Annotated in this window: 13 protein-coding genes; 10 read left to right on the forward strand and 3 right to left on the reverse strand. The window is 70.2% G+C overall.

What is annotated here, in order from left to right:
• The first annotated feature begins 358 nt into the window (after positions 1-358).
• The 4 genes from GGD89_RS02565 to GGD89_RS02580 all read left to right on the forward strand — a co-directional run bounded on the left by GGD89_RS02565 (position 359) and on the right by GGD89_RS02580 (position 3803).
• Positions 359-1144, forward strand: coding sequence for an ABC transporter ATP-binding protein (locus tag GGD89_RS02565; RefSeq protein ID WP_221238305.1), 786 nt, complete (start codon positions 359-361; stop codon positions 1142-1144).
• Positions 1145-1244: 100 nt separating this feature from the next.
• Positions 1245-2003, forward strand: coding sequence for an ABC transporter substrate-binding protein (locus GGD89_RS02570; RefSeq protein ID WP_184042547.1), 759 nt, complete (start codon positions 1245-1247; stop codon positions 2001-2003).
• A 352-nt stretch (positions 2004-2355) separates the two neighbouring features.
• Positions 2356-3054, forward strand: a complete 699-nt coding sequence (locus GGD89_RS02575; protein WP_343058512.1) for an ABC transporter permease — start codon at positions 2356-2358, stop codon at positions 3052-3054.
• On the forward strand, positions 3051-3803 hold the full coding sequence (locus GGD89_RS02580; protein ID WP_184042549.1) for an ABC transporter permease: 753 nt from the start codon (positions 3051-3053) through the stop codon (positions 3801-3803). The genes GGD89_RS02575 and GGD89_RS02580 overlap by 4 nt, the downstream gene beginning before the upstream one ends.
• A gap of 19 nt (positions 3804-3822) precedes the next feature.
• Here GGD89_RS02580 and GGD89_RS02585 read toward each other — a convergent pair whose 3' ends face one another.
• Both GGD89_RS02585 and GGD89_RS02590 read right to left on the reverse strand, forming a co-directional pair.
• Entirely contained in the window at positions 3823-4512 is a 690-nt protein-coding gene (locus GGD89_RS02585; protein ID WP_184042550.1) for a GNAT family N-acetyltransferase, read from the reverse strand.
• Positions 4513-4608: 96 nt separating this feature from the next.
• Positions 4609-5268, reverse strand: a complete 660-nt coding sequence (locus GGD89_RS02590) for a cation efflux transmembrane domain-containing protein (protein WP_184042551.1) — start codon at positions 5266-5268, stop codon at positions 4609-4611.
• Between the two features lie 101 nt (positions 5269-5369).
• Between GGD89_RS02590 and GGD89_RS02595 the strand changes: the two genes are divergently transcribed.
• The gene (locus GGD89_RS02595) at positions 5370-5798 is read left to right on the forward strand and encodes a MerR family transcriptional regulator (RefSeq protein WP_184042552.1); all 429 of its coding nucleotides are present in this window, start codon (positions 5370-5372) and stop codon (positions 5796-5798) included.
• Here GGD89_RS02595 and GGD89_RS02600 read toward each other — a convergent pair.
• Positions 5795-9031 (reverse strand): AsmA family protein, encoded by a 3237-nt coding sequence (locus GGD89_RS02600; RefSeq protein WP_184042553.1) that lies wholly within the window; start codon positions 9029-9031, stop codon positions 5795-5797. The genes GGD89_RS02595 and GGD89_RS02600 overlap by 4 nt on opposite strands.
• A gap of 403 nt (positions 9032-9434) precedes the next feature.
• On the opposite strand from GGD89_RS02600, the gene rpoZ reads away from it, so the two are divergent.
• From rpoZ to rnc, 5 genes are all read left to right on the forward strand, one after another.
• On the forward strand, positions 9435-9890 hold the full coding sequence (rpoZ, locus tag GGD89_RS02605; protein ID WP_184042554.1) for a DNA-directed RNA polymerase subunit omega: 456 nt from the start codon (positions 9435-9437) through the stop codon (positions 9888-9890).
• A gap of 183 nt (positions 9891-10073) precedes the next feature.
• On the forward strand, positions 10074-12230 hold the full coding sequence (locus tag GGD89_RS02610; protein ID WP_184042716.1) for a RelA/SpoT family protein: 2157 nt from the start codon (positions 10074-10076) through the stop codon (positions 12228-12230).
• Between the two features lie 106 nt (positions 12231-12336).
• Positions 12337-13149, forward strand: coding sequence for a pyridoxine 5'-phosphate synthase (locus tag GGD89_RS02615; protein WP_184042555.1), 813 nt, complete (start codon positions 12337-12339; stop codon positions 13147-13149).
• 126 nt (positions 13150-13275) lie between these two features.
• Complete coding sequence (gene lepB, locus GGD89_RS02620; protein WP_184042556.1) at positions 13276-14013, forward strand: signal peptidase I; 738 nt, start codon at positions 13276-13278, stop codon at positions 14011-14013.
• 381 nt (positions 14014-14394) lie between these two features.
• Entirely contained in the window at positions 14395-15120 is a 726-nt protein-coding gene (rnc, locus tag GGD89_RS02625) for a ribonuclease III (RefSeq protein WP_184042557.1), read from the forward strand.
• The last annotated feature ends 38 nt before the right edge of the window (positions 15121-15158 follow it).

Raw genomic sequence — 15158 nt, forward strand, 5'->3', positions numbered from 1 at the left:
ACCCGGATGTTCACCCATCTGGCGACCATCACCGCCTATCTCGTCTTCCCGTCCTGGGCCGCCCTCATGCGCACCCTCACAACCGGAGTCCCGCCGCCCCAGCCACCCTGAGCCCGCCCCTCCTCACCTGTCCCTTCAATCACCAGACCCGGTTGCGACACACTCCAACCCCATCCTGAGAACTGCTGCCGATGTTGCCAGATGGCCCGCGTCGGGGATATGACTCGGACAACGCGGGCCGACTCCGGTCCGTCCCTCCATGCCGTGACCGACGCCCGCCCGGGAGACCGCCATCGTGTCCAACGCTCTGTTGTCTCCGGATCACCCGGCGACAGGCTCCCTTCGGTCGGGGGCCGGGCTGCCGGCCGATGATGCCGCCCCGGCGGTGCTCACCGTCGAGAACATCCACAAGCGCTTCGCCGCCCTGGAGGTGTTGCGGGGCATCTCGCTCACCGCGCGCACGGGGGACGTGATCGCCGTGCTGGGGTCCAGCGGGTCGGGCAAAAGCACGTTCCTGCGCTGCCTGAACTTCCTGGAGACGCCCTCGGCCGGCCGCATCTGGGTGCACGGCGAGGAGGTCCGCACCCGGCGCGACCGTGCCGGCGCGTTGCGCCCGGCCGACAGCCGGCAACTCACCCGGCTGCGGGCGCGGGTGGGCATGGTGTTCCAGCAGTTCAATCTGTGGCCCCATATGTCGGTCCTCGACAACCTGATCGAGGCGCCGCGCCGGGTTCGGGGCCTGCCCAAGAGGGAATGTGTCGAGAAGGCCGAGGCCCTTCTGGAAAAGGTGGGCCTGGCGGAGCGGCGCGACTACTACCCGGCGCACCTGTCCGGTGGCCAGCAGCAGCGCGCCGCCATCGCCCGCACGCTGGCCATGGACCCCGAGGTGATCCTGTTCGACGAGCCCACCTCGGCCCTCGACCCGGAGCTTGTCGGCGAGGTGCTGGGCGTGATCGGCGCCTTGGCCGAGGAGGGGCGCACCATGTTGATCGTCACCCACGAGATCGGCTTTGCCCGCGACGTGTCCACCCGCGCCCTGTTCCTCGACGAGGGACGGGTGGAGGAGGACGGGCCGCCCGACATCCTGTTCACCAATCCGGATTCCGATCGCCTGCGCCGGTTCCTGGCGCGGCACCTGCACTGACGACCGCGCGGTCGGAATCGATCGGGGGGCGGCGCGGGGCACCGTTCCGTCCCCGAGGTCCGAACGCCAAACGGACCCACAACCTGGGAGAGGACACACCATGACCGGACTGCGTGCCACCGCCCTGGGCGTCGTCGTGGCGGCCGCCACGGCCGCCCTGACCGCCACGGCCTGGGCCGAACCCCTGCGCATCGGTACCGAGGGCGCCTACCCTCCGTTCAACATGGTCAATGAGAACGGCGAGTTGCACGGCTTCGACATCGACATCGCCAACGCCCTGTGCGAGCGCATGGAGCGGGAATGCACCTTCGTCAAGCAGGACTGGGACGGCATCCTGCCGGGCCTGATGGCGGGGAAGTACGATGCCATCATCGCCTCCATGTCGATCACCGAGGAACGCAAGAAGGCGGTTGATTTCACCAACCACTACTACACCAACAAGCTTCAGTTCGTCGGCGCCAACGAAGACGATCTGGATATCTCCGCCGAGGCCCTGGAGGGCAAGTCGGTGGGAGCCCAGCGGGCCACGATCGCCGCCCAGTGGCTGACGGAGAACATGCCGGGGGTCGACGCCAAGCTCTATGACACCCAGGAGAACGCCTACCTGGACCTGGAGGCCGGGCGCCTGGACGCCGTGATCGCCGATGTGCTGGTGAACTACGAGTGGCTTCAGTCCGACGCCGGCGCCGGTTTCGAGTTCAAGGGCGAGCCCGTCTTCGACAACGACCTGATCGGCATCGCCGTCCGCAAGGGCGAGGAGGATCTGGTGGAGGCGTTCAACACGGCCATCGACGAGATCGTCGACGACGGGACCTACGCGGAGATCAACGCCAAGTACTTCCCGTTCAGCATCTACTGAGACCGGCGGCGGACGCGGGTGTCTCGTCCGTCCGACACGGATGTCACCGGTCCCGGTCCATGACCGCTGGTGAGGGACCGGACGCTGATCAAGGGGGGTGACCCCGCGCGTGCCAGGGGTGGGTCCGGCCCAAGGGGGTTGGCCCACCCCGTCGCTATCCGGGATGGGATGTTCAAGGGTTGGTTGTCTCCCCGTCCTTGGGCGTTACCGTGAGCGTTTCTTGGCGCGTGACGGCGGGCGCGACGGGTCGGTCGGGACACGACATGAGGGGGCATGCGGGCGTCCGCATGGATGCGCCTCGCCCGACCGGCGGCGATGGACGCGACGACAGAGGGGAAAGGGACCGCCACCGGTGCCGGATCTGCATGGTTTTGAGGATGAGCTGCTTCTCGGCCTGTGGATGACCGTCCGCCTGGCGCTCACGGCGCTGGCCATCGGGCTGGTCCTGGGCCTGGCGGGGGCGGCCGCCATGGCGTCGTCGATCGCGCCCGCGCGCTGGATCGCCACGGCCTACACCACCATCATCCGGGGTATCCCGGAGCTTCTGGTGGTGTTGCTGATCTACTTCGGGGCCTCGACGGTGCTGATGGCCGTGGCGCGGCCGTTCGGACACACCGGGTATCTGGAACTCAGTCCCTTCATCGCCGGCTCGCTGGCCCTGGGCCTGACCTTCGGCGGCTATGCGGCCGAGGTCTTCCGGGGCGCCTTCCAGTCCGTGTCCCCCGGCCAGCGCGAGGCGGCGCAGGCCCTGGGCATGGGACCAGTGGACATCTTCTTCCGCATCGTCTTGCCGCAGGCGTGGCGGCTGGCCCTGCCGGGGCTCGGCAACCTGTTCCTGGTGCTCATGAAGGACACGGCCCTGGTGTCCGTCATCGGCCTGGAAGAGGTCATGCGCAAGGCACAGTTCGCCGTCGGCGCCACGAAGGAACCCTTCACCTTCTACCTGGCGGCGGCCGTGATCTATTTGGGGTTGACCGTCATCTCCATGGGCATCCTGGCGGTGCTGGAGCGGCGCGCCAACCGGGGCTTGCCGGGGATGCGCGTCACATGAACATCCAGGTGAGTCTCGATGTCCTGCCGGAGTTGCTGAAAGGCGCCTGGCTGACCCTTCAATTGCTGTTCATTTCCGGCTTTTTCGGCGTGCTGCTGGCGGTGCCGCTGGCCATCGCGCGAACCTCGTCGCTGGTGCTGGTGCGGGCGCTGCCGTTCGCCTACATCTTCTTCTTCCGGGGAACACCGCTGCTGGTGCAGTTGTTCCTGGTGTACTACGGCCTGTCGCAGTTCCAGGTCATCCAGGACAGTCCGATCCTGTGGCCGATTCTGCGCGAGCCCTACTGGTGCGCCATCATCACCTTTGCCCTGCACACCGCCGCCTACATCGCCGAGATCCTGCGGGGTGCCATCCAGGCGGTGCCACCCGGCGAGATCGAGGCGGCGCGCGCCCTGGGCATGGGCCGGGCGACCACCATGGGGCGGATCGTGCTGCCGCGCGCGGCGCGTCTGGCCCTGCCGGCCTATGGCAACGAGTTGATCCTCATGCTCAAGGGAAGCGCGCTGGCCAGCACCATCACCCTGCTGGACCTGACCGGCATGGCGCGCACCGTCATCGCCCGCAACTACATGCCGGTCGAAACCTTCCTGGCCGCCGGCCTGATCTACATGACCATCACCTTCGTGCTGGTGCGCGGCCTGCGCTGGGTGGAGCATCGGACCAGCGCCCACACGCGGGCGCGTCCCGCCGACGTGGCCGGCGCCGGGCCCGGGCTTCCGGCGCCCCCAAGGCGCGGCGCGCGGGACTGAGGCGCGACGGCGACATCCGTCACGCCGTCGAGAGCGCCGGTGGCCGCGTGATCAGCGGCGCCAGGGGGAAGCGCGCCCCGGCCTCCGCCGGCAGGATCCCGGTCAGGCGCGGGTCGTCGGCCTCGGTCACGCGGCGATCCACGACGGCGAAGCCGTATGCCTGATAGAACGCCAGGGCGCGCGGGCTGTCGTGGGTGCAGGTGTTGAGGCGCACACAGGCCGGGGACTCGGCCCAGGCGTCGGCCAGCGCATGGATGAACAGGGCGCGGCCCAGGCCGCCGCCGATGGCCCGCGGGACCAGTCCGAAGTACAGCACCGAGACCCCGTCCGCCGGGTCGCGCCGGTCCATCTCGCAGAAGCCCAGGGGCTGTCCGTCCCGCGCCAGCAGGTGGATGACGATGCCCGGGTCGGCCATATGCGCGTCGATGGCCTCGCGTGGCCACAGCAGCCGGTCGCGCCACAGCCAGGGATCGCCCACGGCATGGAACAGGGGCCCGAAGTCCGCCCACGTCAGCGTGCCGGCGTGGCGCGCGAGGGTCACGCCCGGGGGAAGCGGCGGTTGCGGCTGCTCCGGTGGCTGGTGGCATTCCATGTACGTGACGGTCTCGCGCAGCCGGCCGGGCGGAATGGGCCGGGCCATGGCCTCGGCGAGGGTCATCGACACACTGGGCGTGGGGGTGAGCGGTGGCGGAACAGGCAGGTCGGGCATCGTCGATCCGGTAATGGGACGCTGGGACGGGTGAGGCGCGCACCCCACCACAGCCGGCCCTGGCGGCGCAAGCCCGATGCCTCCGGCCCGGTCGGCCTATTCGGCGGCCACCGGCCGGCGGTCGGCGACGCGGGCGTCCGTCGCGGCCTCCCGGCGCTCGGTTCGGGCCTGGCGGATGATGCCCACGGCCGAGGTCAGGAACAGGCCGGCCAGGATGGCGGCCACGGCCAGGTCGGGCCAGCGCGTGCCGGTGAGCCCCACCAGGAGGCCGGCGCCGATGACGCCCAGGTTACCGATGGCGTCGTTGCGGCTGCACAGCCAGACCGACCGCACGTTCGAATCCCCATCCCGGTAGCGCAGCAGCAACAGCACCGAGGCCACGTTGGCGACGAAGGCCAGCAGGCCGATGGAACTCATCACCACCTCGTCCGGCTGGGCCGCCACCAGCACCCGCCACAGGCTGGCGCCCAGCACCACCACGGCCATGATCGCGAGGCTGATGCCCTTGACCAGGGCGGCGGTGGCCCGCACCCGGAGCGACATCCCGATCACCGCCAGCGAAAGCGCGTAGGTCAGGCTGTCCCCCAGGAAGTCCAGCGCGTCCGCCTTCAGGGCCATGGACTGCGCCATCATGCCGCTGGTCATCTCCACCAGGAACATGCTGGCGTTGATGGCGATCACCGCCAGAAGCACCTGGCGATACCGTCGCGACACGCCGTCGAACCGCACGCCCTGGGAACAGCCGCACCCCGCCATCCGATCTCTCCTCTTGCATCATCACAGGTTGGCCCCAGTGTGAAACCTGGAGCCACTCAAGCTTCAAGAGGCATCTGTGCACCCCATCCGGAGGACGGCCCGTGAACATCGGCACCCTGGCCCGCCTGACCGACACCAAGGTGGACACCATCCGCTATTACGAACGCATCGGCGTCCTGGCGGCGCCGGCGCGCACCTCGGGCAACCATCGGGTCTACACGCGGGAGCACCTGCGCCGGCTGTCCTTCGTGCGGGGCGCGCGGCGGCTGGGGTTCACGCTGGACGAGGTGCGCGAGATGATCGCCCTCGGACGTCATGCGGAGCACTCCTGCGCCGAGATCCACGCCGTGGCGGGGCGCCACCTGGAGGCCGTGCGGGGCAAGATCACCCACCTGGAACGTTTGCGGGACGAACTGGCGCACATGGTGGACCAGTGCGTGGGTGGCCGGGTGGACCACTGCGGGATCCTGGACGCCCTGTCCCATGGTGGTGATGCGGAGGTGGACGCCGACGACGGGGTTGGGGGTTAGCGTCGGCCGCCGCCGAGGTGCCCCGGATCCAGGCGCAGACGGCGGAAGGAGGCCCGCACCGCCGGGTCGGTGAGCGATCCGAAAACGCGCACCGGGATGGCCGGGCCGACGGTCGCGCGCAAGGGACCCTCGGGTACCGTCAGGGTGCCGCCGGCATCCATGGTCCCCGCGCCCAGATCGACCGTGCCCGTCAGCGTGCCCCGGAACAACGGGTGGTGCAGGCGAAGCGCGTCCACCGTCAGCAGGCCGCCGTCGATGCGCGCCCGGCCGTCCAGGGTGGTGGCGCGATCGGGGGGCGCGGCGTCGCCCAGCAGGCCGGCGGCGGCCTGGTCCAGCTCCGCCAGCGGCCGCAGAAGGACGGCCAGGGGCGACCCGGCGGCGCCGGCCGGGATCGCCCGCAGGCCATGCAGCGCAAGGCGTGCCTCGCCGGTCAGGTCGGTGAGGGGGATCGGTGCGCGCATGCCCCGGCCCTGAAGCGCCAGGGCGACGGTCGCCGAGCCGATCCCACCCGTCGCGGTGTCCGGCGGCGTCGGGGCCGTCGCGTCCAGCAGTCGTCCCAGGTCCAGGTCACGGGCGTCCAGCCGAAGCGACCATGCCGGCCCCCGGGCGGCGGCGGGGGCGGTCAAGGTTCCGCTGCCCTCCAGCGTGCCGCCGGCCAGGTCGGCGCTCAGTCCGTCCAGGGTCAGTACGCCGTCGATCCAGTGCAGCCCCATGGTGGCGCCGGTCAGGGGCGGGGCACTCGCGAGGACTAGGGTATCGGCGCCGACGGTCACGTCCGCGTCCATCCAATCCGGTAGCGGCAGGGCGGGGGGCCGGGGCAGGCGCAGGTGGCCGGCGCGCAGGTCGGCCACCAGATGCGGGCGCGACCCCTCCCATCCCAGCGTGGCCGCGCCGTGCACGCGGCTGTCGCCGGCCCGCAGATCGAGGGTGCCGAGGGTCAGGATCCGGTCCTTGCCGGCCACCCGCGCGACCACGCGCAAGGGCACCGGCGCCGTGTCCGGGGGCGTCGACGGGCTGGCCCGCCGGGGCATCAGCCGGGCCAGCGCGGTGGCATCCGGAAGACGCAGGTCTACCGCCAGGTCGCAGGACGCCCCGGGCGACAGGATGTCCTGGAGGCTGCCGTTCACGTCCAGGCTGCCGCCCAGGGCTCGCAGGGCGCCGGTGACCTCCAGGGCGTCCGCCGGACCGTCCAGCAGCAGCGTCTGCGTCACCGGCCCCAGGTCGCGCAGCGCCAGCGGCGGATCGATGCGCAGCAGGCGGGCGGTGTGGGCCGGGTCGTCGACCTCGATCCCGACCGCCAGGCCGTGGAAGCGCGGCGGTCCGCCGAACCCGGACAGACCGCCGGAGAGGGTCACGCGGGCCTCGGCGAGGGCGCCGATGCGGGCCTCGCGGACGGTCAGGCGCCCACTGAGGAGCGAGCCGTCGAGCGTGATGTCCGAGAGCGGCAGGCCATCGACGATCAGCGTGTCCACGCGGATGCGGGCGTTGGCATCGACGGTGTTCAGCGCGGCCAGCCAGGGCAGGGCGGGGGGCGACGCGTCGGGCGTCGATCCATCGCCGGGTTCGGTCCGGGATGGCGGTGGGGCGGGACGGTAGGCGTCGAGGGCGAGGGACTCGACATGGATGTTGGCGCCGATGCCCAGGCGCGGACCACCCCGCAGCACCACCGCGCCGGTGGCCCGTGTGGTGTCCACCGTCAGGTCCAGGTTGCTTAGCCGTGCTTCCACCGGCGTGCCGGCGACGTCCACCTCCAGGGCGAAGCCGCGCAGGCGGTCGGCGGGCAGCCGGTGGACCGGCAGGTCGAGCCATGCCAGCACCTCGCGCAGGTTGCCGGCCGTGGCGGACAAGTGACCGTCGACGCGGGGGATACCGTCTTGCGTGGCGAGCGTGGCCCGGCCCGACAGTGTGGACCCGCCCGGCAGGTTGGCGCGCGCCTGCTCGACCGTCAGGCGTCCCGCGTCCACGGTCGCCTCCAGATGGGCCTGGCGGATCCCCTCGCCGCGCCAGGTCATGGCCTCGGCGCTCAGTGTCAGGCGCCCGGACAGGCCCGGGGGCAGGGCCGGAAGCCGGATCGGCGGCCAGGCCGCGCCGGTCTCGTCCCACGGGGCATCATCGGACGTCTCGGCGGGGGCGGCGGCGGCCGGCGGCGGATCGGTCAGCCACGCGTCCACGTCCAGGGCGCGCAGTCGCAGGGTGATCGAGGCGTCCGTGCCGGTATCGGTCCAGGCGACGCGGGCATGTCCCCGGCCCTCCGCGCCGTCCAGGTCGACGCGCAGGTCCGACAGGTCCACGACCCGGGCGTCGGCGACGACGCGGGCCGACACGGCGAACGGGCGCATGGGCAGGGCGCCGGCGCCGGGCATCGCCGCCAGAGCGGGTCCCAGGATGGCCTCGGCGGCGGCCAGGTCGGCGCCGTTGATGCGCAGGTCACCGCGCAGGGTTGGATGGTCCAGGGGGGCGTCCAGGGTGCCGGTCACGGTGGCGGTGGCGCCGCTGTCGGGCAGCAGCAGTTGCACGTCAACCGGGATGGTGCCGGTGCGCGTGAGGCTGCCCACCAGGGCGTCGAACAGCACCGGCGTGCTCGGCGTGGTGCTGGCGGTGACATCGCCACTCACGCGGTAGGGGCCGGACAGGCTGTCGGCGGACAGGTCGAGGGTGGTGATGGTCCATTCGGACTCGGTGTCCCGCCGGGCATCCCGCAACACCAGCCGACCGTTGCGCAGGTGCACGTTCTCCAGGGCCACGGTGAGGCCGATGCCGTCGGGCTCGGCCGGCGGCGCGTCGCGCAGCGCGGGCACGGGCATGGTCACCGATCGGCCCTGGCGTCCGGTTCCACCGGAACCCGGCGGATCAATCATCCAGTTCGCCCGCCCGTCGGGCAGCCGCTCCAGCAGGATCACCGGATCGACGATGTCCACCGAGGTGACGCGGATCTCACCCCGCAGCAGGGGTGCCCAGGCCAGGCTGGCCCGCAGCGCGGCGATCCGCACCATGTGATGGGTCGAGCCGCCGGGCGCGTTGGCCAGGCGCACCCCGTCCACCGCCAGCGTGGGCCGGGGCAGGATCCGCAAAGACAGGTCGCCGTCGATGTCCACGGCCCGGCCGGTGGCGGCCTCGATGCGGGCGGCCACGTCCTCGCGCCAGGCGTTCCAGTCGATGATCGACGGCGCCACCAGGACGACCCCGATCCCCAGGACCAGCAGGATTGGCAGCACCAGGGCCAGCTTACGCACCGCCGCGTCCTCCCGCGCACCACACCGTCGGTCCACGCTGGACCCCTGGGGTTCGTCCGGCATCATGGGGCATGCCGAACCGGTCGTGGCGGCGTGTCCGCCCCGGTCCGTCCCGTCGTCGGAAGGTCCAGATGCCCCGGGCATCCTAGTCGCAAACCGGGGAGACCGCAAAAATCGGCGCGACGTGCCGGCAATGGCGGCCGGGGGGCGTGTCAGGCGGGCAACACCTCCGGTCGTGGTTGCAGGGGGCTTCGTCTGGCGCGAGTCGTGGCCCCGGCGGGAGGATGCGCGATCGCGCCGCCGGGCGTCCGGGGCCGCGATGCGGCGGCGTCGGTTTTCTTGCGGGGCGCCGTGGGAGGCTCTATATAAAGCAGTTCGATGAGACCCTTGGGGAGACTCCTGCATGGCGCGCGTAACAGTCGAAGACTGTATTGAGCAAATCCCGAATCGATTTGAACTCGTGCTGATGGCGGCACAGCGGGCGCGCGACATCGCCGCCGGATCGCCCCTGACCGTGGACAAGGACAACGACAAGAATCCGGTCATCGCCTTGCGCGAGATCGCCGACACGACCACGGATCTCGACCAGCTTGAGGATGACCTGGTCAAGGGTCTCCAGAAGCATGTGGAAACCGACGAGCCGGCGGAGGATGCCTTCGACGCCCTGGCGTCGCAGCATCAGCTTGGTGTCGACATCGGCGACACGGCCAACGAGGCCGAGGAAGTGGCGGCCGACGGCCTGACCATTCATGGCGACGGCGGTGACGTCGAGGAGTTGACCGATGATGTGACCGTCGCGCCCCCGGCGGCGACGGACGAGGCGACCATGGATGGTGCCCCCCTCGAGGATGAGTCCTAGACGCGCGTCCACGACGTTGATTGAGCCGCCATGCAGCGTGCCGGAGCCCGGCCCGCGCGCGCCGCGCGCGGGCTCCGTTGGGCTGTTCCGGACCGGTGCCGGCGCAAACGCGGCGCGCCGTAATCCGCATCGGCGGGAGGCGCGGCCGGCGGCGTGGTCCGGGAGGGCGGCGCCATGACCCGTATGATGCGGCAGGTGGAACTGGTCGACCGGGTCATGAGCTACGACCCGGCGGCGGACGAGGACGCGCTTCACCGCGCCTATGTCTACGCCATGAAGATGCATGGCTCGCAGTTGCGCGAGTCGGGGGACCCCTATTTTTCCCACCCCATCGAGGTGGCGGGCATTCTCACCGCCTACAAGCTCGACTGTGCCTCGATCATCACCGCGCTGCTGCATGACGTGATCGAGGACACGACGGCCACCGTGGACGAGGTGGCGCGCCTGTTCGGGGCCGAGGTGGCGACGCTGGTCGACGGCGTCACCAAGCTGGCCAAGATCAAGCTGCAACCGGGCGGGTCCACGCGCGAGGCGGAGAATTTCCGCCGCCTGGTCCTGGCGATGTCCAACGATATTCGCGTGCTGTTGGTGAAGCTGGCCGACCGCCTGCACAACATGCGCACCCTGCGATTCGTCAAGAAACCCGAGAAACGCCGGCGCATCGCGCTGGAGACCATGGAGATCTTCGCGCCCCTGGCCGAGCGCATCGGCATGCACGAGGTCAAGGACGAGTTGCAGGACCTGGCGTTCAAGGAACTGCACCCGGACGCCCGCGAGTCCATCCTCACCCGACTGTCCTTTCTTCAGGAACAGGGCGCCGAGTTGAAGGCCCAGATCCTGGACGAGCTTCACAAGGTGATGGGCGAGCATGACCTGGAGGCGTCCATCTCCGGCCGTGTCAAAAGCTCCTACTCGATCTGGGAGAAGATGCACCGCAAGGAGGTGGACTTCGAGCAGCTCTCCGACATCATGGCCTTCCGGATCATGGTGGACTCCCTGGAGGACTGCTACCGCGCGTTGGGCGTCATCCACGCCGGCTATCGGATGGTGCCGGACCGCTTCAAGGACTACATCTCGACCCCCAAGGCCAACGGTTACCAGTCCATCCACACGGCGGTGCTGGGGCCCCGGAACCATCGGATCGAGGTGCAGATCCGCACCCACGAGATGCACGAGGTGGCCGAACGCGGGGTCGCCGCCCATTGGTCCTACAAACAGGGCCTGCGCCAGAACGTCGACGGCAAGCAGTACCGCTGGCTGCGCGAACTGATCGAAATCCTGGAGCACACATCCAACCCCGACGAGTTCCTGGAGCACACCAAGCTGGCGATGTACGCCGACCAGGTGTTCTGCTTCACGCCCAAGGGCGACATCATCAACCTGCCCGTGGGCGCCACCCCGGTGGATTTTGCCTACGCCGTGCATACCGACGTCGGCAACCGCTGCGCCGGGGCCAGGGTGAACGGCCGCCTGGTGCCGCTGCGCCACGTGCTGAACAACGGCGATCAGGTGGACATCGCCACCAGCAAGTCCCAGACGCCGTCGCCGGACTGGGAGAACTTCGTCGTGTCCGGCAAGGCGCGGGCGCAGATACGCCGGTTTATCCGGCTGCGCCAGCGCGAGCAGTACGCCAGCCTGGGCCGGCAGATGCTCTCGCGGGAATTCGCCAAGTCCGGATACTCGTTCACCGAGAAGGGGCTGGAGGGCGTCCTGTCGCGCTTCCGCGCGCCGAGCCTGGAAGATCTGTGCGCCGAGGTGGGCGCCGGCACCACCAGCGCCCGGGAGGTGGTGACCGCCGTTTACCCGGGGCTCAAGGCCCCGCACCGTCTGGCGCGGGTGATGCAGCCGTTCAGCCGCGGCTGGTCGCGATCGCGGCCCGAGACCGGCAAGACCCCGATTCCCATCAAGGGGCTGATCCCCGGCATGGCGATCAAGTACGCCGGCTGCTGTCACCCCTTGCCGGGCGACCGCATCGTCGGCATCGTCAACACGGGCACCGGCGTGACCATTCACACCATCGACTGTGATCAGTTGGAAAGCTACACCGACGAACCCCAGCGCTGGCTTGATCTGGCCTGGGACGATCAGGCCACCGCCGACGTGCACACCGGGCGCCTGAAGGTGGTGGTGGGCAACCACATGGGGACCCTCTCAGAACTGTCCACCGTCATCGCCAAGAACCTGGGGAACATCACCAACCTGAAGATCACCAACCGCAGCATCGATTTTTTTGACATGATGATCGACGTCGAGGTCCACGACGTGCGCCACCTGACCAATATCATCGCCGCGCTGCGGGCCTCGCCGTCCGTCAACTCCGTGGAGCGCGCGCGCCGTTGAGCGCCGGCCGGCCGTCGAGGCCGCGCCCCTATTGTCAACAGGCCCTGGACGCAGTGTTTTGTGCGTCGCCGCACTCGGCCCTATCACGCACAAGGATCCGTGCATCATGCCCGTCCGTTCCCTTCGCGCCTCCCGGTCGTTGCGTCTGGGCGTCAACATCGACCACGTGGCCACCATCCGCAACGCCCGGGGCGGCCTGGTGCCCGATCCGCTGCGGGCCGCGCACATCGCGGCGGCCGCCGGCGCCGACGGCATCACCGCCCACCTGCGCGAGGACCGGCGCCACATCTCCGATCACGACATCGTCCGGCTGTCGCGCGAAATCGACCTGCCGCTGAACCTGGAGATGGCGGCCACCGACGAAATGCTGGACATCGCCCTGGGCCACCGGCCGCACGCGGCCTGCATCGTGCCCGAACGGCGCGAGGAGCGCACCACCGAGGGCGGGCTGGATGCCGCCGGCCAGCACAACCACCTGGCCCGGTTCGTCAGGGCGTTGGGCGCGGCCCATGTGCGCGTGTCGCTGTTCATCGAACCGGACCCGCGCCAGATCGACGCGGCCGTGGCCCTGGGCGCGCCGGTGGTGGAGTTGCACACCGGGCGGTACTGCGACGTTCAGGGCGCGGCGCGCGTGGCGGAACTGGAGCGCCTGCGCGCCGCCGCCACCCGCGCCGCCGAAGCCGGCCTGGAAGTGCACGCCGGCCATGGCCTGACGTATGACACCGTCGGCGACGTGGCCGCCATTTCGGTTATCCGCGAGTTGAACATCGGCCATTTCCTGATTGGCGAGGCCATCTTCGTCGGCCTGGAGGCGTCCATCCGCCGCATGCGGTCGATGATGGACGCGGCGCGGCCCGACGCCGATGCACCGGCCGCGTCCGGACCGGCCATCGACCCCGCCGCCGGCACCGGCGCCTGACCCAGCCTTGACAAGGCCGGGAGCGGCTGGCTTGATCGCCGGGCCTCGGCGTGACGCGGCGCTGTCTGGTCGTGTCGCGGAGTCTTCTCCTCTCCGGGGATCCCCTGGGAACACGCGAGCCCGTTCATGCAGAAGAAAAAAACCGGTGGTTTCGGCGAGACAATCCGGACCGTGGTCTATGCCGTCCTGATCGCCATCGTCATCCGTACCGTGGCTTACGAGCCGTTCAACATTCCCTCGGCCTCCATGGTGCCGACGCTGTTGATCGGGGACTATCTGTTCGTCTCGAAGCTTTCCTACGGGTACAGCCGCCACTCCCTGCCGTTCAGTTTCCCGCCGGTTCCCGGGCGCGTGCTGTTCACCGAGCCGGAGCGCGGCGATATCGCCGTGTTCAAGCTGCCGGCCGACCCCTCCGTGGACTACATCAAGCGCATCATCGGCCTTCCGGGCGACCGCATTCAGATGATCCGGGGCGTGCTGCACATCAACGGCGAGCCGGTGCCGCGCGAGCGCATCGAGGACGCGGTGTGGCACGACAACGCCGGCAACGTCCACCGCTCGCCCCGCTATGTCGAGACCCTGCCCGGGGGGCGGACCCACATCATCCTGGAAGACCGCCGCGACACCGGACCCCTGGATGACACGCGCGAGTTCACGGTCCCGGACGGGCACTACTTCATGATGGGCGACAACCGCGACAACTCCGCCGACAGCCGCGCCAACGTGGGATTCGTACCCCGGGACAACCTGGTGGGCCGTGCCGACGTCATCTTCTTTTCCACGGACGGCTCGGCCGCCCTGTGGGAAGTCTGGAAGTGGCCCATGGCGATTCGCTACGACCGCCTGCTCGACGGGGTCCGTTGAGGGGTCGCAGGGGAGGGGCTTTCGGCCGCATGGCCACATCCGTGACGCTGGCGCGCCCCTGGGACGGAGAGCGGGCCGGGGAGCGGGGCGTCCGGATTTTCCGGTCACGACGCGCCCTCGGGGGGTTGACGCATTCGTCACCGACGTCATGTCATCCTGAGCGGTCTTGAGGGAGACCGATGACCGTCGCGTGACGGGGCCGGTCCCCAGGGGGTCCCCCGCGCGCGAGCCTCCGACGGACCGCCCGGATCGACTCGGGACCCTGACGTGGCATGGGGCCGTGCCGACCCGGCCCGCCGCCAGTCTTGGTTTTCGGAGCCGTCCGGCCAGACACCGAGGGGCGATGACGCCCGACAACGACCGATACGAGGATTGCATCGCATGACGGGATCGCCGTCACGCCCGGCCGATGTCGCCACCCCCGGCACCGCTGACCCCGCCCGTGACCTCGTCATTCTCGAGGACCGCCTGGGGCATCGGTTCGACCGGCCCGACCTTCTGGACCGCGCCCTGACCCACGGCAGCCTGGGCGGTGGTCTGGAGAGCTACGAACGGCTGGAGTTCCTGGGCGACCGGGTGCTCAACCTTCTGGTCGCGCACATGCTGTACGACCGGTTCCCCCGCGAGCCGGAGGGCTCGCTGGCGCGCCGCCATACGGCCCTGGTGCGCGGCGAGACCCTGGCCCATGTGGCCCGGACCCTGGGCCTGGCGTCGCTGATCCGGCTGTCCCAGGGCGAAGTGGATCTCGGCGGGCGCGACAACCCCACGCTCCTGGCCGATGTGTGCGAGGCGGTGCTGGGGGCGCTCTACCTCGACGGCGGGCTGGCGGTGGTGGACCGGGTGGTGCGCCGTCACTGGACGCCGCTGATGGACCAGGATCTGTCCCCGCCCAAGGACCCCAAGACCAGCGTCCAGGAGTGGGCGCAGGGGCGGGGCCTGCCGCTGCCGGTATACGAGACGGTCGCCGCCAGCGGTCCAGATCACGCGCCCACCTTCACGGTGGCGGTCCGGGTCAAGGGGCGGCCCGAGGTGCGCGCCGACGGGGCATCGAAGCGGCAGGCCGAGCAACGCGCGGCCGCCTTGCTCTTGAAAGGACTGCGGTTGTGACCGAGACGCCCGGGACCCTTGGCGACCCGACGGAAGAC

It is taken from the genome of Roseospira visakhapatnamensis (genome assembly GCF_014197915.1).
GTDB lineage: Bacteria > Pseudomonadota > Alphaproteobacteria > Rhodospirillales > Rhodospirillaceae > Rhodospira > Rhodospira visakhapatnamensis.

What these genes read in the sequence shown, in the direction of transcription:
- GGD89_RS02610 (WP_184042716.1), top strand. Translation starts at nt 10,074, where the DNA reads ATGATGCGGCAGGTGGAACTGGTCGACCGGGTCATGAGCTACGACCCG.
- GGD89_RS02585 (WP_184042550.1), bottom strand. Translation starts at nt 4,512, where the DNA reads ATGCCCGACCTGCCTGTTCCGCCACCGCTCACCCCCACGCCCAGTGTG.
- rnc (WP_184042557.1), top strand. Translation starts at nt 14,395, where the DNA reads ATGACGGGATCGCCGTCACGCCCGGCCGATGTCGCCACCCCCGGCACC.
- GGD89_RS02570 (WP_184042547.1), top strand. Translation starts at nt 1,245, where the DNA reads ATGACCGGACTGCGTGCCACCGCCCTGGGCGTCGTCGTGGCGGCCGCC.
- lepB (WP_184042556.1), top strand. Translation starts at nt 13,276, where the DNA reads ATGCAGAAGAAAAAAACCGGTGGTTTCGGCGAGACAATCCGGACCGTG.
- GGD89_RS02615 (WP_184042555.1), top strand. Translation starts at nt 12,337, where the DNA reads ATGCCCGTCCGTTCCCTTCGCGCCTCCCGGTCGTTGCGTCTGGGCGTC.
- GGD89_RS02580 (WP_184042549.1), top strand. Translation starts at nt 3,051, where the DNA reads ATGAACATCCAGGTGAGTCTCGATGTCCTGCCGGAGTTGCTGAAAGGC.
- rpoZ (WP_184042554.1), top strand. Translation starts at nt 9,435, where the DNA reads ATGGCGCGCGTAACAGTCGAAGACTGTATTGAGCAAATCCCGAATCGA.
- GGD89_RS02590 (WP_184042551.1), bottom strand. Translation starts at nt 5,268, where the DNA reads ATGGCGGGGTGCGGCTGTTCCCAGGGCGTGCGGTTCGACGGCGTGTCG.